Consider the following 22,812-nt stretch of genomic DNA (forward strand, 5'->3'; position numbering starts at 1 on the left):
CCACCATGATCAACGGCGTGGGCGTGCTCGGCTGGGGCGTGGGCGGCATCGAAGCCGAGGCCGCCATGCTCGGCCAGCCGATCACCATGCTCATTCCGCAGGTCGTGGGCTTCAAGCTCACCGGCAAGCTCGCCGAAGGCTGCACCGCTACCGACCTCGTGCTCACGGTCACCGAAATGCTGCGCGCCAAGGGCGTGGTCGGCAAGTTCGTGGAATTCTTCGGCGACGGCCTGGCCGATCTGCCGCTGGCCGATCGTGCGACGATCGCCAACATGGCGCCGGAATACGGCGCAACCTGCGGCATTTTTCCCGTCGACGGCGAAACCATTCGCTACATGGAGCTCACCGGCCGCCCGGCCGAACAGCTGGAGCTGGTCGAAGCCTATGCCAAGGCCCAGGGCCTGTGGCGGGAAGAAGGCGAACCCGACGCCGACTATACCGACGTGCTCGAACTCGACATGTCCACGGTGCAGCCGTCGCTGGCCGGCCCGAAACGCCCGCAGGACCGCGTGCTGCTGGCCGACATGCAGAAGACCTACCGCCGCGAAGTCGAGCCTTTCATCAAGGCCCGCGCGGAAAAAGCCGATCCCGAAGACAAGAGCATGGCCGAAGCCAAGCAGCAAAGCGAAGCGGGTCTGGCCTCGGATTCGGTCGAGGGTTCGATCCATGCTCCGGTCAACTACAAGGAGCAGGACTTCGATCTGCACGACGGTTCGGTCGTCATTGCGGCCATTACCTCCTGCACCAACACCTCGAACCCGGCGGTGATGATCGGCGCCGGCCTGCTGGCGCGTAATGCGATCCAGAAGGGCCTGCAGGTCAAGCCCTGGGTGAAGACCTCGCTGGCGCCCGGCTCCAAGGTGGTGACCGAGTATCTGGAGAAAGCCGGCCTCGACGACGATCTCGACGGCCTCGGCTTCCAGCTCGTGGGCTACGGCTGCACCACCTGCATCGGCAACTCCGGCCCGCTGCCGGAACCGATCGGCAACGCCGTGCGCGAGAACAGCCTGAACGTGGCGTCCGTGCTTTCCGGCAACCGCAACTTCGAAGGTCGTGTCCACGGCGATGTGCGCATGAACTTCCTGGCCAGCCCGCCGCTGGTGGTGGCCTATGCGTTGGCCGGCACCATCGATATCGACATGAACAACGACCCGATCGGCCGGGACGCCGACGGCAACGACGTGTTCCTGCGTGATATCTGGCCGTCGCAGAAGGAAATCTACGACACCATCGGCACCTCGCTGAACTCCGAGATGTTCAAGGACAGCTACGGCGACGTGTTCGCCGGCGACTCTCGCTGGAAGGGCCTCGATGTGCCCGAGGGCGAAATCTTCGAATGGGACGAAACCAGCACCTACGTGCAGAACCCGCCCTACTTCGAAGGCATGTCGGTCGACGTGGACGATATCCCGACCATCCAGGGCGCGCGTTGTCTGGCGCTGCTGGGCGATTCGATCACCACCGACCACATCTCGCCGGCCGGTGCGATCACCAAGGATTCGCCCGCGGGCCAGTATCTGCAGGAAAAAGGCGTCTCGCCCTCGGACTTCAACAGCTACGGCTCGCGTCGTGGCAACCATGAAGTGATGATGCGCGGCACCTTCGCCAACGTACGACTGCGCAACCTGCTCGCGCCCGGTACCGAAGGCGGCTGGACCCGTCATCAGCCCTCGGGCGACGAGATGTTCATCTACGACGCCGCCATGAAGTACGCCGAGGACAAGACGCCGCTGGTGGTGCTCGCCGGCAAGGAATACGGCACCGGCTCGTCGCGTGACTGGGCTGCCAAGGGCACCCTGCTGCTCGGCGTCAAGACCGTGATCGCCCAGTCCTTCGAACGTATCCATCGTTCGAACCTAGTCGGCATGGGCGTGTTGCCGCTGCAGTTCAAGGAAGGCGAAAACGCCGAATCCCTGGGTCTCGACGGTACCGAAACCTTCGATATCGAAGGGCTCGAGTCGGGCGCGACCGAAGTCACCGTGAAGGCGACCAAGGAAAGCGGCGACACCAGCGAGTTCACCGCCAAGGTGCGTATCGATACGCCCAAGGAATGGGATTACTACCAGAACGGCGGCATCCTGCACTACGTGCTGCGCCAGCTCGCAAAAGCGGCCTAAACGCGGCCACAAACCGACCTTCGCGGTCGTAAAAAAGCCCCGCTTCGGCGGGGCTTTTTTTACTCATCGACCGGATCGAGCGAGCGGCAAGCCGAACCCGGGCCGTCATGCCTGGAAGCGCTCCGCGCCGGATTACATAGCGGCCACGCCAACGACCGGATCGAAACCGACCCGGTGCGCCGCTGGCCGACTACTTGACGTTCTTTTGCGCGTCGTTGAACAAGGGGGATGGTGCGAGCGGGCGCATCTCGGAACGCAGCGAACCCAGGCGCGCTACTTCGCGCTCAACCTCTCGTACATAGCGCCAGACCTCGCGTGCGGTCTTATCCGCGCGGATATCGAAGGCAATGCCCAGGTAGCACAGGCCTTCGTCCTCGTTCACGTAGCGATGACTGATCTGCCCTCGTACCTCGAACGTTTCGCCGTTGGGAAACAGGGCCTGGATACGGTAGCCGTCGACGCCGACCTCGATACCTTCCCGCGCATCCGCCGGCAGACTGACCAGACAGCCGCCGGCAGAAAGATCGCGCAGCGTGGCATGCCATTCCCGGCTCTTTCCATTCGACAACAGCACCGCAACCGACATGCTGTTGCTCAGTGCTGCTCGGAACTGGCCGCGTCGCTTGAGCAGGGCCACGCTATCCGGAAGCGAGGCAGAAACACTCAGGCGGGCGCCGCTTTGCGATACGCCAAGACAATGCATGCGGCTGCTCTGCAATGCAGCAGAGTGCTGGCGCGCATGCAGAATAAAGCTCTCTCGCGCCTTGAGCAGCTGTTCGATATCGGCCGTGCTGGTCATATCCACCACACAGCGCCCAAGGCTACGATCCACGGATATCACGCTCACCGGATACTGGATCATCGCCCCATCGAAGCGAATGGTCACCTCGTGGGTATTCCAGGTGAGTTCGATGAACGCGTCCGCCACCGCCTGGGGACTGTCGATTTCCGCATAGCGGGGCCTGTTCGTCATGAATCGCTGTTCCTGGGTTGCGGGGCCGTGCCCTGGCCGGACTATCGGCGACAAGCCGGCATACTTGAGCCGGGTTCGCCGCCTCGGCTAGCGGCCGTGACCGGCGCAAACTGCCATGGTATCGCTTTGATTCGCCTGTGCGACAGTTGATTTGCCGACGCACAGCCGTCGCCGACAGTCGCCGGCAACATCATTTGCGTATCTGCCACGATCTTTTCAAAAAGACGCACTTATAACGATTCAAAGTTAACCGTATTTTAGCGACTATCGATATTTCAACGCGATAGCGGCAGCGTCGGACAAAAATATTTGCGGCTAGACGTATCATTTCGAGCACGAACGGTTACACTGCACCTGCAGCAAGGCTGCATACAATCAGTTCCGATTAAGTAAGAGAAAATTATGGCCAAAGGCACCGTTAAGTGGTTCAGTTCCGAAAAGGGCTACGGCTTCATCGCCCCTGAAGATGGCAGCAAGGACCTTTTCGTACACCACTCCGAGATCAAGAACGGCGGCGGTTTTGCCACCCTCGAAGACGGCCAGGCGGTCGAATTCGAAATCGGTGAAGGCAAAAAAGGACCGTGCGCCAACAAGGTCGTCGCGGTCTAAAAATACGGCAGGCTGTGCGGATCGATTTACCTTTGCTCGATATGTCGACGACATATCGCAGTTGAAGGCAAACTGACCCAGCACAGCGCCGGATCGGCCCTTCGGGGCCGAAACCGTCATATCGGATAGTCGTCACGTCGATACCGGATTACCGGTTTTGCGTGGAGGCTGTCCGATTTGTCGTTTGGGGCTATCTGTACTAATTTCCCGGCAATGAACTGCCCCGATCGAAGCTGATCCACCCACGACCGATCGATTGCCTATGTCGATGACCATTTGGGTCGATGCCGATGCCTGCCCGACGGTAATCAAGGACATACTGTTCCGCGCAAGCCGGCGCACGGGAGTTCAGCTGGTGCTGGTCGCGAACCAGCCCGTACACGTGCCGCGTTCGCCGAACATCTCCTTCATACAAGTCGGCGCCGGTTTCGATGTCGCCGATAACGAAATCGTCAAGCACGTTGCGCCGGGGGATCTGGTGGTCACCGCCGACATCCCGCTTGCTGCCGAAGTGATCGATAAGAAGGCCAACGCCCTCAACCCGCGCGGCGAGCTTTATACCCGCGACAACATTCGTGCACGCTTGAGCGTTCGCGACTTCATGGAAGGCCTTCGCGGCGCCGGGGTCAACACGGGCGGGCCGCCGCCGCTGAACCCGAACGACCGCCACGCGTTCGCCAAGCAGCTCGATCGCCTGCTCTCGCGCGAGCGCAAACGCTACTAGAACGACGCTAGAACGACGCGTATGGCTCAGCCGCCTTGCTCGTGCGCGTCCAGATCGGACTCGGCTTGGGCCAGTAACGCGAACTCCTCTTTGGCGGTCTGTGCGACCAGATGGTGCCGGCTGAACACGAAGAAGTACGCCGCGCCGAGCACGAACAGTACGATCGTGTAGCCGAAAGCCCGCGGATCGAAGGCATAGACTCCGCTCAGCGCAATCAACGACAGCAGCAATGCAATCCCCGAGGTCACCATGCCACCCGGCGTACGGTAAGGACGCTCGAGATCCGGCTGCTTGAGGCGCAATAGTATATGGCTAAGCGCCATGAGGGCGTACGACAGCGTCGCGCCTACCACCGCCATGCCGAGGATCAGATCACCCGCGCCACTCAAAGAGACGATGAAGCCAAGCACGCCCGGCACCACGAGCGCCCAGGTCGGTGCCTTGCGACGGCTGGTCAACGACATGAACTTGGGCAGATAACCCGCGCGCGAGAGCGCAAAGACGAGCCGGCTATAGCCGTAGATGATCGAAAAGAACGACGCAATCAGCCCGGCCAGACCCAGCACGTTGACCACGGTGGCCAGCGTCTGACTGTCTGTATCCTTGAGCGCGGTCACCAGCGGCACACCGCTATCGCCGATCGCTTTCGCGCCGGCCGCGCCAGCGAGCAGAACCACCACCAGCACGGCCGTGCCCAGCAGAAAGATCATGGCCCCAATAATGCCCTTGGGCACGTCGCGCGCCGGGTTCTTGGCTTCCTCGGCCGCCAGCGGCACGCCTTCAACGGCTAGAAACAGCCACATTCCGAACGGCAACGCGGCCCAGATACCGTAGAACCCAAACGGCAGGAACGTGGATGCGCCGAGCGCGCCCGTTGGCTCGATATCGAACAGGTTGGCGATTTCGAAATCCCCAATCAACGCGACGGCGGTCGCCAGGATGGCAAACACCGCCAAGCCGCTGATCACCATCATCACCTTCAGCGCTTCGCCGACCCCGGCCAGATGGATGCCGATGAACAGGGCATAAAAAACGGCATAGACAACCGGCCCGTTGACGCCGATCAGCTCTTCGACGGCCGCGCCAATGAATATCACGATCGCGGCTGGCGCCAGCGCGTACTCGATGAGTACCGCCAGACCGGTGAGATAGCCGCCGGCTGGCCCCATGGCCTGGCGCGCGAAGCTATAGCCGCCGCCGGCAGCCGGAATCGCGGCCGACATCTCGGCGAGGGCGAGCACCAACGTAAAATACATGATCGCCATCACTATCGCGGCGATGGCGAATCCACCCCAGCCGGCCTCTGCAATGCCGAAGTTCCAGCCCGCGAAATCTCCGGAAATGACGTAGGAGACCCCCAGACCGGCCAACAACAGCCAGCCGGCCGTACCCCGTTTGAGCTGGCGCTTGGCCAGATAATCGTCGTCGACTGTCGAACCCGCCATCACGCCACCCCCGGATGAGAAAAATCAGTAAGTCAGGAAATTGCCTGTATCGTCGTTGTCGTGATCGATGACATCGTCTTCGCTGCGATCCTTGAGCTTCACGCCGGAAAGCTCGAGCCGCCGGGCCTCATTCAGCAGATAACGCGCGCGCGCCGCAGCGGCGTCGATCTTCAGCCCCTCGGGACGCACGTTGGAAATACAGTTGCGCTGGGCATCGGAGATACCGCGCTTGGGCGCCCAGGTCAGATACAAGCCCAGACTGTCCGGCGAACTCAGGCCGGGACGCTCGCCGATCAATACCAGCACCGCGCGGGCGTTGAGCGCTTCGCCCACTTCGTCGCCGATGGCGACCCGGCCCTGCTCGACCACGGTCAGCGGCGCACACCGCCAGTCGTTTTCATCGGCCTCGAGTTCACGGGTGAGCGCGGCGACGAAATTCACGGCATGGGCCTCGATCGCACGCGCCGACAGGCCATCGACGATCACCAACGCGAGGTCGAAGGGTGACCCATCGGCATCGGCCGTCTCGTCGAGGCTTCTTCGCGAGTCCTCGTCCAGCCGCCGGCCCAGATCCGGACGTTGCAGATACTCGGTGCGATCGCTGGCCCGGCTGTGTAGCCGAAGCGGCGCGTCGATATCGAGCGTATCGGTGACCTGCTCGCTAAGCGCGGCTACATCCAGCGGCCAATGAACAGCGTCCTTCGCCTGCGCATGGGCGAGCTGGAATTCGAGCATGCGCTGGGTCGGCAGGCTGATGCCGGCACGCCCGAGGCCGATACGCGCATCGGTGAATGCACGTAGCCCCTGCCAGGGGTTGTCTACCACGCCAATGTCGTCGCCAGCCGCGGCTGGCGTGTCGGCCGGTGTCGACGGCTTGCGATCGCTCATGAGCCGGTCTCGGGCAGCCGCTCCAGCGAGCGCGCGAATGCCTGCGGCAAGCGCTCGGACAGGCGCTGCGAATCGCCGTCGCGCACGATCTCCATATGTTCGAGCCAGGCCTCGAACTCGGGCGCGGGCTTGAGCCCGAGCGCACGGCGTACATAGAGCGCATCGTGAAACGAGGTGGTCTGGTAATTGAGCATGATGTCGTCGGAGCCCGGAATACCCATCACGAAATTACAGCCGGCCACGCCCAGCAGCGTAAGCAGGTTGTCCATATCGTTCTGGTCGGCTTCGGCATGGTTGGTGTAGCACACGTCGCAGCCCATCGGCACACCCAGCAGCTTGCCGCAGAAATGATCTTCCAGGCCCGCGCGGGTGATTTCCTTGCCGTCGAACAGATATTCCGGGCCGATGAAGCCGACCACGGTGTTAACCAGCAACGGCTTGAACTCGCGCGCCACCGCATAGGCGCGCGCCTCGCAGGTCTGCTGGTCCAGGCCGTGGTGGGCATCCGCCGACAGCGAACTGCCCTGCCCGGTTTCGAAATACATGACGTTATCGCCCACGCTGCCGCGCTTGAGCGACAACGCCGCGTCGCGGGCTTCGGCGAGTTCGGCCAGGCCGAACCCGAATCCGCGATTGGTCGCTTCGGTGCCGCCGATCGACTGGAACACCAGATCCACCGGTGCGCCCTGCTCGATCGCTTCCAGCGTGTTCGTGACATGGGTGAGCACGCAGGACTGGGTGGGGATTTCGTATTTGCGGATCACCGCGTCGAGCATATGCAACAGCTTGACCGACTGGGCGACGTTATCCGTGGCCGGGTTGATACCGATCACGGCATCGCCGTTGCCATAGAGCAGCCCATCGAAAATACTCGCCGCGATGCCGGTCAGATCGTCGGTGGGGTGATTCGGCTGCAGACGCGTCGACAAATGGCCCGCCAGGCCGATGGTATTGCGAAACGCACTGCGCACCCGGCACTTGCGCGCCACCAGGATCAAGTCCTGATTGCGCATGATCTTGCACACGGCCGCCGCCATCTCCGGGGTGATACCGGGCCGTAAGGCTTCGAGCACTTCGGGCGTGGCATCGTCGCTGAGCAGCCAGTTACGAAAATCGCCGACGGTGAAGCTCGAAATCGTTTCGAACGCCTGGCGATCGTGGCGATCGACAATCAGGCGGGTGATTTCATCTTCCTCGTAGGGTACCAACAGGTCTTCGAGGAAGGTCGCCAAGGGCAGGTCGGCCAACGCCATCTGGGCGACGACGCGTTGTTCGGCCGATTCGGCGATGACGCCCGCCAGACGATCCCCCGATCGCGCCGGCGTGGCCTTGGCCATGAGCTCGGCCAGGCTCTCGAAGCGATAGCTTCGTTCGCCCAGAGTATAGCGATAGCGGCCACTCATCTCGCTTGCACCTCCGTCGTCGCGTAAGCGACGTCATGCGGTTGCCGACTGCGCACAGCAGGTATCAGCCCGTACGGGGCGCGGGCGCTCAATCTGAATATGACACAGGCCATGGCCCATGCACAGCAAGATGCGTTCCAGGTGCGAGGGAAACTCTGCACGACCCGTCACGGTCGCGCCGTGCGCTGTGCGCGCGATTGATCGGCGTCAGCGTTCGCGACCGTGCAACTTGGCTATTGGCTTGAGCACGCCACGCGCTAACTTGCCTGTCCAATCGCGCGCAAAGCACCGGCCGCTCAGCGGTTCGGCCTCGAACGCGATACGCGAGAGGTTATGCAGAGCTCCCTCAAGCGAACATCGCCTTTAATCACCGCACCGTAATCGCGCGATGACTGCGGGACGGCGACCGTCTGTCGTCAGTGGCGGCTACGACCGGCGCCGGCGCTTTGCATCTGCTCGCTGGCCTGCTCGCGCAGGCTGCCGACTTCCTTGAGCGTACGGACCACGGCATCGATACGTGCCTGCGGCCACTGGCGCACGTAATCCGGTACGGCACCACCACTGGCTTTCATATCACGGTCGACCGCGAGCGCATCGGGCAAATGCTGTTCGAAGCGTTCGATATCGGGCAGAACCTGTGCCAGCTCCTCTCGGGGCAGCGCGATGCCGCCGATATCGATATGGGTGGGGGTCGTCGAGTTCATGGTGTGTGCCCTCGGGTGGCCGCAACTGCGAACCACCCTGCGGCCTATGTCGAACGTTTCAAGCGGGCGGGCGCCTCAGTCGCTTTTCGGCTTGGCCCGACGCTTGCCGGGTTTGGCCTTGCCTGCCTTTGCTTTGGCCTTGCCCGGCTTCTTCGGCCCGGGTTTGGGCTTTGGTTTACGTCGCCCGGCGGGCGGTGGCGGCGGCGCGCCGTGCTCACGACTGATCGCTAGCTGACGACCGGCCACCCAAACAGTCTTGAGATGGGCGAAGATATCTTCGGGCATGCCCTTGGGCAAATCGACGAGACTGAAATCGTCGCGGATATCGATCCGGCCGATATGCGCGCTGTCGACGCCCGCCTCGTTGGCGATCGCGCCCACGATATTGCGCGGCTCTACGCCATGGCTACGGCCGACCTCGATACGGAACGTTTCCAGATCACCCTCGCCGAAGGACTGCTGGCGGGCGGCACCCTTGTTCGAGCTCTTGGGCGTTTGTGCGCCCATGTCGCGCGGGCCTGCACCGCGATCGGCCTTGCTGCTCGGCGCCAGCATCAGCGGCTCGTCGCCCTGGGCCAAGTAGGCAAGCGCTGCGGCCAGTTCTTCGGGCTCGACGTTGTGTTCGGCGCGATACTCTTCGAGCAGTTCGCGAAACGGCTTGAGCTTGCCTTCGGCCAGCGTGACCGAAATGCGCTGCTTGAAACGGGCTACGCGCTGCTCGTTGACCTCGGCGATGCTCGGCAGATCCATCGGCTCGATGGCCTGACGGGTGGCACGTTCGATCGCCTTGAACAGATGCTTTTCGCGCATGGTCACGAACAGGATCGCATCGCCCTCGCGACCGGCCCGCCCGGTGCGTCCGATACGATGCACATAGGCCTCGGTATCGTGGGGGATATCGAAATTGATCACGTGGCTGATGCGTTCCACGTCGAGCCCGCGCGCGGCCACGTCGGTGGCAACAATGATGTCGAGCTGCCCGTTCTTGAGCTTGGCTACCGTACGCTCGCGCTGATTCTGGGCAATATCGCCGTTGAGCGCGGCACAGGCATAGCCACGCGCCGACAGGCGCTCGGCGAGTTCGTCGGTCGATTTCTTGGTGCGTGCGAACACGATCATCGCATCGAAAGGCTCGGCTTCGAGCAACCGCGTGAGCGCATCGAGCTTGCTCGTGCCGCCGCCGACGATCCAGTAGCGCTGGCGGATATTGACCGCCGTGGTGGTCTTCGTCTGGATGGTGATTTCCTGCGGCTCGCGCAGGTGGGTCTTGGCGATACGGCGGATCGCGCTCGGCATGGTGGCCGAAAACAGTGCGACCTGACGTTGCGCCGGCGTGTGCTCGAAGATCCATTCCACGTCTTCGATGAAGCCCATGCGCAGCATCTCGTCGGCTTCGTCGAGCACCATCCAGTCGAGCCCGTCGAGCTTGAGCGTGCCGCGCTTGAGATGATCCATCACCCGGCCCGGCGTGCCCACGACCACGTTCACGCCGCGCTTGAGCGCTGCAAGCTGCGGGCCATAGCCCTGTCCGCCGTAGATAGGCAACACGTGAAAGCCCGGCATATGCGCGGCATAACGCTGAAACGCTTCCGCGACCTGGATCGTGAGTTCGCGCGTGGGTGTAAGCACCAGCGCCTGTGGTCCCTTGCCACCTTTGCCACGTTCCGGCAGGCCGGAAAGAATGGGCAGCGCAAAGGCCGCGGTCTTGCCGGTACCCGTCTGGGCCTGGCCCAGCACGTCCTTGCCTTCGAGCAAGGGCGGAATGGTCGCGGCCTGGATCGGCGACGGCGTTTCGTAGCCGACATCGGCCAGCGCTGCCATCACGGCATCGGATAAAGCCAGATCGCTGAAGGCGATCTGCGGGGATTCATTTTCGGTAGGGACGGACATGCATAGCCTGAAGGCACGGGCGCGGACGCGCGCCCGAAGAAACACTGCGCCAGAACGGCGCGGGCAACTATTCTACCCGTTATTCACCGTCGTCGGTCCCTGTTTTTCGGTTGCCGCGTCATCGACGATCGCCGCAATCGAATCGGCGGTGAGCGCTGACAGCGTCCAGCCCAGGTGGCCGTGCCCGGTGTTGTAGAACACGTTCGGTGCGCGCCCGGCCCCGACCCGCGGCATCATGTTCGGCATCATCGGGCGTAGCCCGGCCCAGGGCACCACCTGACGGGTCTTGACGTCGGGAAAGCACTGTTTCACCCACTCGACCAGTGGCGCAATACGGTCGGCGCGAATATCGCGGTTGAATCCGTTGAACTCGGCGGTGCCGGCCACACGAAAGCGGTCGTCGCCCAGACGCGCACAAACGAGCTTGGTTTCGTCATCGAGCAGGCTCACCTCGGGCGCGCCCTGTTTCGATGCCTCGTCTTCCAGATTCACGGTAATCGAATAACCCTTCACCGGATAAACGTTGACCCGGTCGCCCAGCTGCGAGGCGATCTCGCGGCTGCCGGTGCCGGCACAGACCACCACCCCGTCGAAATCGAGCGTCACCCGGTCTTCGGGCGTGTCGTTGTCACAGGCCGCTATCGTCACCCTGCGACCGTCGGTCTTGAGGCTTTCTACGGTGTTGTTGTAACGAAACTGCACGCCCTGCGCCTGCGCGGCCCGGGCCAGCCCCTGGGTGAACTTGTGAATATCGCCGCTGGAATCGCTTTCCGTGAAGAAGCCGCCGTAATACTCGCCGGCCAGCGCGGGCTCGATTGCACGCATCTCGTCGGGTGTGACCGGCTGCCGCTCGAGCCCGCCTGCCGCCAGCAGCTTCGAGACTTTCTCGGCGTGCCGATAGCCGGCCCGATTACGATAGATATGCAGGATGCCTTTTCGCTTGACGTCGAAATCGATGTTTTCACGCTCCGCCCAGGAGAATAGAAACTCACGCGCCTCGATCGCCATTCGTGCGGTTTCGGTGGTATTGCGCCCGTACTGTGGAATGGCGCCAATGAATTCCAGAAACCATGAGAGCTTGTGCCAGGAAGGTTTCGGGTTGACCAACAAGGGTGCGTCGCTGCGAAACATCCATTTCATGCCCTTGAAGACCATTGGCCAGTGATTCCAGACCTCGGCGTTCGAGGCCGACAGCTGGCCGCCGTTGGCGAACGAGGTTTCCATCGCCGCATAGCGATTGCGGTCGAAAAGGGTCACGGTATAGCCGCGGCGGACCAGAGCGTAGGCCGTGGTGACCCCGGTGATTCCGCCGCCGATGATTGCTATATGGTTCATATGCCTTTATCCGGTGGTGTCGTGCGTGGATGCCCTGCACTCGTGCAGGTGCCGCCCCTTCCGTCACTTGGACCTGAGAGATTCACCCACGGCATTGTCACCGTGTGCTTGCTCCTTCGGTGCACGCCGGCCCAGCGGCCGCGCGACTCTTCGGATATGGCCGCGATAACGGTCCTTGGTGCCTGAGAGTTTCCGGGGCGGTTGCTCCTTCGGCGCCGGCGCCGTGCGCCGATCTCTCCCGCTATCGCGTTGATGTTCTAGACCTGTCGGTTGGCTTTTGGCCTGGACATGACGTCGCCCGCGACGATGTTCAAGATCGGGCGTGCTTACTTGGCAAGATACCACGAGCAATCCCCATGCCAACACTCCCCGAACGCCACCGCGCAAGGCATCGCGCCGCGCTCTGTACCGAGTGACGATGCGCCATACAGGATATATCCATCCGTACGCACGACCCTGGCCTGTCTGGTGTCCGTGACGGCGCCGGGCCAGGCACGACCAGCGCCGGGCATCGACTGGAAAACCCCGGCAGGCCTCATCTCGTCGTTAAAGGGTCAGGGCGTCGTAGCCGTCGGCACGTATCTTCTTAGGCAGCTGCCCGTCTTTCATTTTCCATGACTTCGCAGGCGTTGGACGCGGCGTGCCTGGTTTCACGTATGCCTGTTATCAGCCGGACGGTTACGAACAGGCCGAAGCGTCATGGGGGCCGTGCGAAGTATCGACATCAACCGACAACGCGATTACGCCCTTCGGCCTTGGCCTGGTACAGACGACGATCGGCTTTGGAGAAAAGCGTTCTGAAATCCATGCCGTCGCGCCCCAGTTCGGCGATACCGATGCTTACCGACATCGGAATATCCTTACCGCGGTAGCGGAACGGCCGGTCGCGAACGAGATCGCGCAGGTCGACGGCGATCCGGCGCGCATGTTCCAGATCCACATCGGACAAGAGAATCCCGAACTCCTCGCCGCCCAGCCGGCCGGCGACGTCGGTCTGGCGAATGCGCGAGGCCAGCAGTTCAGCAACGAAGCACAGCGCCATGTCGCCGGCATCGTGACCATAGTCGTCGTTCACGCGTTTGAAATGATCGAGATCGACGACCAGCATCGCGAGCGGAATTTTCTGGCGCAGATAGCGCTGGCGTTCGCGCGCGAAGACTTCGCGAAAACGCGACCGGTTGGCGAGCCCCGTCAGCGGGTCGGCAAGCGCGAGCGCACGCAGTTCGTGCTCGGTCTTTTCCCGGCTGGCTTCGTAGATATACGAAAAGCCGAGAATGGAGCCCGTGCAAAGCACCACGTTGACGACACTCAGATACCCGATCCAGCCGCCCCAGATACCGTGCTTGTACACAAAGATCGCGCCCGCACAGCCTATGAACAGTAGTGCTACCCACAACCCCTGCCATCGTCCCAACAGAAGATGCGACAGCAAAGGCACGAGAAAGACCCATATGAACACGGTAACGCCGGTTGCCCCTGTCCATAACGACAGCATCATGACGATAAAGAACGGGACCACGAACAGAACGTTGGTGACGGGTGCCCGCTCTGTTTCATGCACCACATAAAGCAGGAGCGCGGCGTACGCGACCAGGCACAGTTCGGCCACCGCAAGCCAGCGGTAGCCGAGGTAGAAATGAAGGCCGGCATAGCCGAGCACGGCCGAGCAGGTAAACCACAGCAGCGCGGTGAATACGGTGCGCTGGTAGGGGCGTACCTCTGCGGGCCGATCGCGTTTGAGAAAAAGGTTTTTCATTGGCGGTGCTGCGGCAGCCGAATGTACCCGCACGCCGCAACCGCGAAAACCACCCCCATTTAGACCCCGTCTCTCATGTCTTGTCGTGGAGGGATCGCCCGCGCCGCGCCTGCCAGGCTTTACGCAAGACGCCGCACCTTATCCCTCGCACTGATTTTTTTACGACGCATCCGGACCGCTTCAGCGTTCTCGTTATAAATCGAAAACCAGGCTATGTCGATGACCCAGGCCGGGCGCCGAGCCTCCCCCAAGCCGGAGCATATCCGCAATGCGCACCGCAGTATCAAAGGGCGCGCGGCGCGACCCGGCGAAAACCCCGCGTTTTCCGACACCTGCCTGTTGTAGCGCCCGTGACCCCTGGCGATTGAAGGTATGCGCATCGCGCATCCTGCGCTGTGTCGGTGTTGTTGCCTTCGCGCACTGATAACATTCGTGCCACGCTCTTACGCATCGTGTAACTTTGGCAGCTCTAGCCCGCGCCATCGACTACAAAGGACGACGCGAACCCATGATTACCGCTGATGAAGCACTGGAACGTTTGAAGCTCGGTAACCGCCAGTTCGTCGATAACATCGAGACTGCCGAAACCTTGAGCAAGCATGCCCGCCCGGCTGAACTGGTTGCCGAACAAAAACCGCTCGCGATAATCCTGGGGTGTTCCGATGCACGCGTGCCTGCGGAAATCGTGTTCAACCAGGGCCTGGGCGATCTGTTCGTGATTCGCGTGGCGGGTAACGTCGTTGCGCCGTCCCAGATTGGTAGCATCGAATTCGCGGCCGCGCAGTTCGGCACCCCGCTGGTCGTTGTGCTCGGGCACACGCAATGCGGTGCGGTCACGGCCACGCTCGACGAACTCCAGCAGCCGAACGAAAACCAGTCGCGCAACCTGCGTTCGATCGTGGATCGCGTGCGCCCGTCCGTGGAAAAACTGCTCAAGGGGGATCTCGCCGGAGATCGCCATGCGCTCATCCACGCGGCCGTACGCGCCAACGTTGCCCGCTCGGTCAAACGCCTGCGGCACGGTTCGGACATCCTGGAGCAGCTGCTAACACAAGGTCAGCTCAAGATCGTCGGCGCCGAATACGCGATCGAAACCGGCAAGGTGACGTTCCTCGACGACGTGGTCGACGGATAGCCCGGTATCGCCCGGCCCCGGGCGATAGTAAAACGCCCGGGGCCTCGATCACGCGTTCATGCCCATTTGCGGCTTTCGCCGCGGTGGCGCGTCAGCCCAGCTGATCGAGCGCGGCCACGAAACGCCCGGCACAGGCGTTTACGTCGTAGAGCTTGTCCAGACCGAACAGGCCGACACGAAACGACCGGAAATCGTCGCCCTCGCCGCACATCAGCGGCACGCCCGCAGCGATTTGTACGCCGGCTTCGACGAAGCGCTTGCCGGATTGGATATCTGCGTCTTGCGTATAGCTGACCACCACACCCGAAGCCTGGAAGCCGGGTGCGGCCACACTGGCGAAACCACGGGCTTCGAGTGCTTCGCGTATCTTGCCGCCCAGCTCGAGCTGGCGTTCACGGGCGTGCTCGAAACCCAGCGTACGGGTTTCGCCCATCATCGCCAGCAGCCGGGTCAAACCGTCGGTGGGCATGGTGGCATGATAGGCATGGCCCCCGTCTTCGTAGGTTTCCATGATCTGCAGCCACTTGCGCAGGTCGCAGGCATAGCTGCTGCTCGTGGTGGCCTCGATACGCTGGCGCGCGCGTTCGCTGAGCATCACCATCGCGCAGCACGGCGAGGCACTCCAGCCTTTTTGCGGCGCGCTGATGAGCACATCGATACCGCAGGCCTGCATATCCACCCAGTGCGTGCCCGATGCAATACAGTCGAGCACGAACAGACCGTCGACGGCATGTACCGCCGCGGCCACCGCGCTTAGATAGTCGTCGGGCAGCAGCATGCCGGCCGACGTCTCCACATGGGGTGCGAACACCACCGCCGGACGCTCTGTCTCGATGCGTTCTACCACCTCGGCGATAGGTGCCGGCACAAACGGTGCCTGGGCCCCTTCGTGCTGTCGCCGTGCACACAGCACGGTGGTCGAAGCCGGGATGTCGCCCATGTCCATGATCTGTGTCCAGCGATAGCTGAACCAGCCGTTGCGGATGACCAGGCAATGCGCATCGCCGGCGAACTGGCGGGCCACGGCTTCCATGCCAAAGGTGCCGCTACCCGGCACGACCACCGCCGAGTGGGCGTTGTAGACCTGCTTGAGCACGCCCGAAACCTCGGTCAGCACATGCTTGAAGCGCGCCGACATATGATTGAGCGCGCGGTCGGTATAGACCACCGAATATTCCAACAAACCATCGGGATCCACGGCTGTTTCTGCCTGCGTCATGGCGCACATCCTGTTGTTGTTTCGGCCTTGAGCCCGCTACTTTGGCATAAAACCACCCCCGACAAGCAGGCGCTTGAAACCGGAACGCTTAGGGGGCTTATGCTGTGGTCCATGCGAAACGGATATTGGTCATGAACCTGCTGGCCCACCTACTGCTTGCAGAACGCAGCGATACGTCGTTCGCCGGCCAGATTCTCGGCGACGAGATCAAGGGTCGCCTGGACGATCGTTTCCTGCCCCGCGTACGCCATGGCATTCGCCTGCACCGCGCGATCGACGGCCACAGCGACGCCCACGACGGGCACCGACGCCTGCGTAATCGCTTCCACCCACCGCAGCGGCGTTATGCAGGTATTCTCGTTGATATCGGCCTCGACTACGCCCTGGCGCGGCACTGGGGCGATTTCCATCCCGACTCGCTCGAGAGCTTTGCCCGCCGGGCACAGCAGCGCGTCATGGCTGAGTGGCCCTCCAACGCGCCCTTCAGCCGGATGCGCCTGCGCGGGCTAGGGAGCGTTCTGGCGGGCTATCGTCATCCGAAGGGCATACAGCGCGCGCTCGACTCGGTATCGGGCCGCCTCCGGCGCGACAACCCGGTGGCGGACGCACTGCCGGCCATTCAGGCAGAACAACAGGCCTTTGCCGACGAGCTCACCCAGCTCATCGAGGACCTGGCTGCCGTGGTCGGGCGTTTCGACCGGGCGGCCCACCCTCCGGGGCAATGATCCGGATATTCGCGGCTTACCCGCCCTCGGTCGACTGGTCCGGCGCGTCGTTTTCCAGGCGTCGCCGTACGTCGATATCGCGCATGCGCCGAATCTCGGGTTTCTCGATCTGTTTGCCGACGTACTTCGCGACATGGCGCTTGAGCTCGCCTTCGATATCGGCCACCACGTCGAGTACCGAAGCCCGCAGCCCCTGGGCATTCACCTCCACATCGATATCGTTCTCGGTCGGCGCCGGTATGTCGATGAAGATATGCAGCGGCTGCTTCGCCCGCGCCGTGAGCTTCAGCTGCGCGCGCAGCCGGGTTTCGAAGCGATGGTCGTGGGCGGCCAGGCGCACGGTCAGGTCGAGGTCGATTGGAATCGTCAGGTCGAACTCGATCAACTCGCCCTCGCGGCGCAGAACCGACGGCTCGCGGATACTGCCCTCGGCCTGGATGGTCGCCAACCCTGCCGGCCCGACCTGGCGCGGGCCGAAGTCCACGGCATTGCCGGTGAGATTGGCCAACGCCTGTTCGACCCGTTCGACGGTGACCGCGTGTTCGAAGAAATCGCGGCCGAAATCCTCGTAGGAATATTCCGTTCGCAACTCGGGGCTGGGTTTGGGTGCCTCGGCCATATCGTTACCTTTGTTGTTTTTTCCTGCCAGCCCTGCTCACCGTCGGCCCGGCGACGTGCCCGGCCGATGGCGCATACATCGCGTGCGCCGGCGCGCGCTACTTGCGAATACGGTTGTCCGCGTTGGTAAAGCCCTGCAGCGACACCTTCAGATCGATGCGATCGCCACGCGGGCCGATCAGGCTGACCGTGGCCCGGCTACCGCTACGCAGCTTGTTGCGCAGCGCATCGTCCACCGGAAAATCGGCACGACAGCCCTGTTCCAGGCAGATCTGAAAGGGAAACCGGCGCGGCTGATCGCCATCGACCTGGAACTGCACGCCCGGCGCCAGCCGCGTACCCAGCGGCAGGATGAATACCATGGCCGCGCTATCGACTTCCGGCGGATAACCCATGACTACGCGCAGGATCGGCTTGCCGTTATCCGGGCTGTTGACCAGCTGGGTCATCTCACAGGCCCCGTCGCCCTGCTCCGGACAGCGCACCTCCCAATCCTGGAAGCTTTCGACCTTGCCGCCATCCTGGGCAAAGGCAGCGGTGGATACACAAAGCATCGCAACCATCAGCAGGACAGCGCGCAACGGCAGAGCAAGACGTGAAGACATAACGAGTGGCCCGAAGTATGTATTTACCCATACTTTACTAGACAATACGACAGCCGTGGCATACCTACACGTTCGGCGCCAATCGAGCCGCAAGCGTGGCGATATTTGAACAGGAGGACCCGCTATCGCCATTCCCCGTGCCGGACAAATCGGCCTGACCCTGATCGCGGCGCTGCTGCTAACACTCGTCGCCCGGGCGACGCTGGACTATGTCTGGATCGGCACGGTGCCGGCCCCCTGTGCCGCGACCCAACACGGGGACACGACCGCGATCGTGCTCAGCGGCGGGCCCGACTATCGCCGCACCAAACGCGCGGTCGGCCTCTACGAGGCCAAGCAGGTCGACCGGATCGTGTTCTCCGGCGCCGGCCACGGCGGCGACTCGGCGGTACGGCTCGCCCGGGAGGCGGTGCGCCTGGGCGTGGCACAGAAGGATGTGATCGTGGAACGCGCGGCGCGCTCGACCTATGAAAACCTGGCCAACAGCTGCGCGCTGCCGGGCGTGCGCGAGGCCGCGCGACTGGTAATCGTCACCGACCAGCATCACAGCTACCGTGCCTATCTTACCGCCCGTGCCCAATGTCGCCAGCCCGAGATCTGCTCCGCGCCCGCACCGGTGCCGCTGACCGCCCAGCGCCGACGCAGCGAAGCGATGAAGCTGTTCGCCTACCAGCTGCTCGGCCGCGCCGCCTGGTGGTAAACCCGCTAGCGCAATTCGGCCAGCGCCGCGTCCAAGCGTTTGGCCGACACCTTCATGGCCGTGCCCAGGGGCTGGGCGAACACCTGTACCCGGTACTCTTCGATCATCCAGCGCAAGTCGCGCAGCGGCTGGACGTCCTGCGACTTGGCGCGCGCGCGTTCCGCACGCTGCTTGTAGGCCTGCCAGTACGGCAGGATTTCGCGCATGCGCTGCTTGTCCGCCGCCGCGCCGTCTCGGGCGAGCTTGTCCAGGCGTTGTTCGATGGCGGCTAGGTAGCGATCCAGATTGCGCGCCAGGCTATGCGAATAGCCGTGCTCGCCGATAAAACCGGCATAGACCAGGTGCGCGAGCTGGTCGCGGATGTCGTCGATAGCGGCCATCCAGTCGAGGCCGATATTCTTGGACAGCCGTTTGTTGACGGCCGCCAGGCGGGTCAGCGCCGGTTTGAGATCGTCCCACAGCGTCACCGCATCGGCCATCAGGTTCGCGCGCAGCGTGGCGACACAGGCCTCGAACGTCTCCGCGTCGCGAACCGGCGTATCGATATGCGTATCGATCAGCGCGTTCACCAGGTCGGCCAGCAGCAGCGGTTCGCTATCGAGGGCGAGCACGCGCTGGCGTTCGCGATCGGCCAGCGCGCTCGTCGGCGCGTCGACGAAGCGCATGACCGCAAAGCTCTTGAACTGGGGTAGGTCGCGCTTGATCAGCCGGCACTGCTTGGCCACGGCCAAACGCGCGAGCCGAATCACACCGTGGCGATGCTGGACGGCCGCGGCCTGGGGGTCGTCGAGCAGTTCGAGGTCCACCGAATCACCGCGATCAACCAGCGTCGGCATGGCCTGTACGCGCACGCCGGCGTGTTTGAGTTCGACGCTGTCGGCCAGATCCTGTTCGGGCCAGGCGGTCAGGCCGGTTTCACGCAGTGCGTCATCGCTGGCCTGGGCCACCGCGGCGCGGGCGCGATCGCCCAAGTCACGGCTGAGTTTTTCCAGATCGCGACCGGTGGCCACGACCTCGCCGTCGTCGTCGACGATCTCGAAGCGCAGCTTGAGATGCGGACTCGGGGTGAAGTCGTCCCAGGCGTCGGCCGGGATGTGCAGCCCGGTCATCGCATGAATGGCCTCACGCAGCGCATCCAGCGGATCGCCCTGGCCGAACTCGGCGCGCTCGGCGGCGGCGCGGGCGAAGTCCGGCACCGGCACCACCGCCCGACGCAGGCGTTTGGGCAAGGCCTTGAGGTATTCGCGGTATTTCTCTTCCAGCAGACCCGGTACAAGCCACTCCGCACGCTCGGGCGGCATCTGCTTGAGCGCGGCCAGCGGCACGCGCGCGGTCACGCCGTCTTTTTCGGTCCCCGGCTCGAAGGCATAGTCGAGGGCCACCGGCAGATCGCCCAGGCGCATGCTTTCGGGATAGGCATCGGCCGGCAGGTCGACCCCGGCATGGCGCAGCAGCTGGTCCTCATCGAAGCGCAGCACGCTGTCGTCGTTCTGCTTGAGCCATTTCTGCAGCGTTTTCTGGTCGCGCACGTCGGCGGGCAGGCGTTCGTCGTAGAAGCGCGCCTGGGTGGTTTCGTCAACGAGCAGATCGCGCCGTCTAAAACGGGCTTCCTGGGCCGCGATATCCTCGACGATGAGCTGGTTGTATTGCAGAAACTCCGGCACCCGGCCGCGCGAATCGACCACGGCAAAGGCCACCAGGCCATCGCGGATGAAGATCTCGCGGGCCACGACCGGGTCCATGCGGCCGAAATCCACCTTGCGCCCGTCGGCGAGCGTGAGCCCGAACAGCTTCACCCGCTCGCGGGCAGCCACCTGGCCGCGGCGTTTTTCCCAGTGCGGCTCGTAGTGTTCCCGCGTCACGAGATGGTCTGCGGCCTTTTCGATCCATTTCGGATCGACGCCGGCCACGGTATGCGCGAACAGACGACTGGTTTCGATGAGCTCGCCGGCCACCATCCATTTCGGGTTCTTCTTGGCCAGCCCCGAGCCCGGAAATATCCGGAACTTGCGTCCGCGCGTGCCCTGGTACTCGCCTTTTTCCTCGAGCTGGCCGACGTGATCGAGCAGCCCCGGTAGCAGCGCCTGGTGCAGCCCGACGAAATCCACCTCCGCGAGGCGGCCCTGGGCCGGGTCGTTGCTGATGCCCAGATCGGCACCGATACGCCGCAGCTGGCGAGCCAGATCCTCCCATTCGCGCATGCGCATGAAGTTGATGAAGCGCTCGCGACACCACTTTCGCAGCTGATTGCCGCTGTGTTCGCGCCGTGCCTGGGCAAACGCGTCCCAGAGCTTCAACAGGCTGACGAAGTCCGAGCGTACGTCCGCGAATTCCCGCTGGGCCTGGTCGGCGGCCTCGCGCATGGCCGGCGGGCGTTCACGCGGGTCCTGAATGGTCAGCCCGGCCGCCAGCATGCGCATGGCGGTGGCCACGCCCATGGCCTGGCCGGCGATGAGCATACGCCCGATACGTGGATCCAGCGGCAGGCGCGCGAGTTGGCGCCCGAGGGCGGTGATGCGCTTGTTGTCCATCGCCTGGAGCTGGGTGAGCAGGTTGCGCCCGTCGTTGATATAGCGCCGCTCGGGCGGGTCGATGAAGGGAAAGTCCTCAATCTCGCCGAGCTTGAGGTCGGCCATGGTCAGCAGCACGCTGGCCAGATTGGTACGCCGGATTTCCGGGTCGGTGAAGGCGGGCCGGTTTGCGTAATCGTCTTCGTCGAACAGGCGGATACAGATACCCGGCGCGACACGACCACAGCGCCCGGCGCGCTGGTTGCAGCTGGCCTGGGACACCGGCTCGATAGGCAGGCGTTGTACCTTGGCCGAGGTGGAATAACGGCTGATACGTGCCAGTCCGCTGTCGATCACGTAGCGAATACCGGGCACGGTCAACGAGGTTTCGGCGACGTTGGTCGACAACACCACCCGGCGGCCGTTGCTCGCCGAGAAGATACGGTTCTGGGCGCTGCGCGTCAGCCGCGCATAGAGCGGCACGATTTCGGCGTTGAACTTGTCGCCTGCGAAGGCCTTGGACAGATGGCGCTCGCAGTCGCGGATATCGCGCTCGCCGGGCAGGAAGACCAGAATATCGCCCGCGCCGGTCCCCTCGCCTGGCCGCCACAACTCGCGTATGCCGGCCTCTACCGCCTGGGGCAGATCGTCGTCGTTTTCCTCGGGCGGGCGATAGCGCACGGTGACCGGATAGCCACGCCCTTCCACGTTGATCACCGGCGCGTCGTCGAAGAAACGGGCAAACCGGTCCGGGTCGATCGTGGCCGAGGTCACCACCACCTTCAGATCGGGCCGTTTTGGCAGCAGCTGCTTGAGATAGCCGAGCAGAAAATCGACGTTGAGCGTGCGCTCGTGGGCCTCGTCGATGACGATGGCCTCGTAGGCGTTGAGAAAGCGATCACGCGCAGTCTCGGCCAGCAGAATGCCGTCCGTCATCAGCTTGATCTGGGTGGCCTCCGAGAGTTTCTTCTCGAAGCGGGTCTGAAACCCGACCAGCTCGCCAAACGGCGTGGCCAACTCTTCGGCGATACGCTGGCCCACGCTGCGTGCGGCCAGCCGCCGCGGCTGGGTATGGCCGATCAGACCACGGGCGCCAAAACCGGCCTGCATGAGAATCTTGGGCAGCTGCGTGGTCTTGCCGGAGCCGGTTTCACCGCAGACCACCACGACCTGATGCCGTTCGAGCGCGGCGCGTATTTCGTCGGCGCGGGCGGTCACCGGCAGCCCCTCGGCCAGTTCCACCTCGCCACGGGCCTGCGTGCGTGCATGGGTCACGGCCGCGCTCGTTTCGATCCGCTCTGCCATACGCGCTCTGGCCTCGGCATCGCGCGCCTGATGCCAGCCCCGGGTGAGCCGGTGTCGATCGCGTGTTTGCACGTCGGCCAGCACGGCCTCGGTGTGAGCGTTTACGGTCAATGTTGCTCCTCGATTCGACGGTAACCACGCGAACCATGGA

18 protein-coding genes and 1 riboswitch are annotated in these 22,812 nt (G+C 63.4%); of the genes, 6 read left to right on the plus strand and 12 right to left on the minus strand.

The features are described from left to right. The coding region (acnA, locus tag ABNU97_RS03140) for an aconitate hydratase AcnA (protein ID WP_348765298.1) at nt 1–2,117 on the plus strand (2,117 nt) is incomplete at its 5' end. Nucleotides 2,118–2,307: 190 nt separating this feature from the next. Here the strand turns inward: acnA and ABNU97_RS03145 are convergent. Next, nucleotides 2,308–3,090, minus strand: a complete 783-nt coding sequence (locus tag ABNU97_RS03145; RefSeq protein ID WP_348765299.1) for a PilZ domain-containing protein — start codon at nt 3,088–3,090, stop codon at nt 2,308–2,310. A gap of 402 nt (nt 3,091–3,492) precedes the next feature. Between ABNU97_RS03145 and ABNU97_RS03150 the strand changes: the two genes are divergently transcribed. Together ABNU97_RS03150 and ABNU97_RS03155 are read left to right on the plus strand one after the other, a co-directional pair. Beyond that, a complete protein-coding gene (locus ABNU97_RS03150) occupies nt 3,493–3,699 on the plus strand; it encodes a cold shock domain-containing protein (RefSeq protein WP_348765300.1) in 207 nt (68 codons plus the stop codon). 268 nt (nt 3,700–3,967) lie between these two features. Next, nucleotides 3,968–4,423 (plus strand): YaiI/YqxD family protein, encoded by a 456-nt coding sequence (locus ABNU97_RS03155; RefSeq protein ID WP_348765344.1) that lies wholly within the window; start codon nt 3,968–3,970, stop codon nt 4,421–4,423. Nucleotides 4,424–4,449: 26 nt separating this feature from the next. Here the strand turns inward: ABNU97_RS03155 and eat are convergent, their stop codons facing one another. From eat to ABNU97_RS03190, 7 genes are all read right to left on the minus strand, one after another. After that, nucleotides 4,450–5,868, minus strand: coding sequence for an ethanolamine permease (gene eat, locus ABNU97_RS03160; RefSeq protein ID WP_348765301.1), 1,419 nt, complete (start codon nt 5,866–5,868; stop codon nt 4,450–4,452). A 24-nt stretch (nt 5,869–5,892) separates the two neighbouring features. Beyond that, complete coding sequence (gene eutC, locus ABNU97_RS03165) at nt 5,893–6,756, minus strand: ethanolamine ammonia-lyase subunit EutC (RefSeq protein WP_348765302.1); 864 nt, start codon at nt 6,754–6,756, stop codon at nt 5,893–5,895. Continuing rightward, complete coding sequence (locus tag ABNU97_RS03170; RefSeq protein ID WP_348765303.1) at nt 6,753–8,159, minus strand: ethanolamine ammonia-lyase subunit EutB; 1,407 nt, start codon at nt 8,157–8,159, stop codon at nt 6,753–6,755. Before ABNU97_RS03170 ends, eutC begins: the two co-directional genes overlap by 4 nt. Before the next feature lie 416 nt (nt 8,160–8,575). After that, nucleotides 8,576–8,863, minus strand: a complete 288-nt coding sequence (locus ABNU97_RS03175) for a hypothetical protein (protein ID WP_348765304.1) — start codon at nt 8,861–8,863, stop codon at nt 8,576–8,578. A gap of 75 nt (nt 8,864–8,938) precedes the next feature. After that, entirely contained in the window at nt 8,939–10,753 is a 1,815-nt protein-coding gene (locus ABNU97_RS03180) for a DEAD/DEAH box helicase (protein WP_348765305.1), read from the minus strand. Between the two features lie 72 nt (nt 10,754–10,825). Further along, a complete protein-coding gene (locus tag ABNU97_RS03185; protein ID WP_348765306.1) occupies nt 10,826–12,088 on the minus strand; it encodes a D-amino acid dehydrogenase in 1,263 nt (420 codons plus the stop codon). A 159-nt stretch (nt 12,089–12,247) separates the two neighbouring features. Further along, nucleotides 12,248–12,339, minus strand: a riboswitch (glycine riboswitch). Between the two features lie 473 nt (nt 12,340–12,812). Then, a complete protein-coding gene (locus ABNU97_RS03190; protein ID WP_348765307.1) occupies nt 12,813–13,844 on the minus strand; it encodes a GGDEF domain-containing protein in 1,032 nt (343 codons plus the stop codon). Between the two features lie 508 nt (nt 13,845–14,352). On the opposite strand from ABNU97_RS03190, the gene ABNU97_RS03195 reads away from it, so the two are divergent. Next, entirely contained in the window at nt 14,353–14,979 is a 627-nt protein-coding gene (locus tag ABNU97_RS03195; protein ID WP_348765308.1) for a carbonic anhydrase, read from the plus strand. Nucleotides 14,980–15,070: 91 nt separating this feature from the next. On the opposite strand, the gene ABNU97_RS03200 is transcribed toward ABNU97_RS03195, so the two are convergent. Beyond that, entirely contained in the window at nt 15,071–16,198 is a 1,128-nt protein-coding gene (locus ABNU97_RS03200; protein WP_348765309.1) for an aminotransferase class V-fold PLP-dependent enzyme, read from the minus strand. 131 nt (nt 16,199–16,329) lie between these two features. Between ABNU97_RS03200 and ABNU97_RS03205 the strand changes: the two genes are divergently transcribed. Then, complete coding sequence (locus tag ABNU97_RS03205; RefSeq protein ID WP_348765310.1) at nt 16,330–16,923, plus strand: ACP phosphodiesterase; 594 nt, start codon at nt 16,330–16,332, stop codon at nt 16,921–16,923. Between the two features lie 16 nt (nt 16,924–16,939). Here ABNU97_RS03205 and ABNU97_RS03210 read toward each other — a convergent pair whose 3' ends face one another. Together ABNU97_RS03210 and ABNU97_RS03215 are read right to left on the minus strand one after the other, a co-directional pair. Beyond that, nucleotides 16,940–17,542 (minus strand): hypothetical protein, encoded by a 603-nt coding sequence (locus tag ABNU97_RS03210; protein WP_348765311.1) that lies wholly within the window; start codon nt 17,540–17,542, stop codon nt 16,940–16,942. 97 nt (nt 17,543–17,639) lie between these two features. After that, on the minus strand, nt 17,640–18,146 hold the full coding sequence (locus ABNU97_RS03215) for an invasion associated locus B family protein (protein WP_348765312.1): 507 nt from the start codon (nt 18,144–18,146) through the stop codon (nt 17,640–17,642). Between the two features lie 226 nt (nt 18,147–18,372). Here ABNU97_RS03215 and ABNU97_RS03220 point away from each other — a divergent pair, with 226 nt between their 5' ends. Beyond that, on the plus strand, nt 18,373–18,846 hold the full coding sequence (locus ABNU97_RS03220) for a YdcF family protein (protein ID WP_348765313.1): 474 nt from the start codon (nt 18,373–18,375) through the stop codon (nt 18,844–18,846). Between the two features lie 5 nt (nt 18,847–18,851). Here ABNU97_RS03220 and hrpA read toward each other — a convergent pair whose 3' ends face one another. Continuing rightward, nucleotides 18,852–22,772 carry an ATP-dependent RNA helicase HrpA gene (gene hrpA / locus ABNU97_RS03225; protein WP_348765314.1) on the minus strand — a complete coding sequence of 1,307 codons (3,921 nt, stop codon included), beginning with the start codon at nt 22,770–22,772 and terminating at the stop codon, nt 18,852–18,854. Nucleotides 22,773–22,812: the final 40 nt, after the last annotated feature.

This window comes from uncultured Salinisphaera sp. (genome assembly GCF_964012375.1).
Classification (GTDB): domain Bacteria; phylum Pseudomonadota; class Gammaproteobacteria; order Nevskiales; family Salinisphaeraceae; genus Salinisphaera.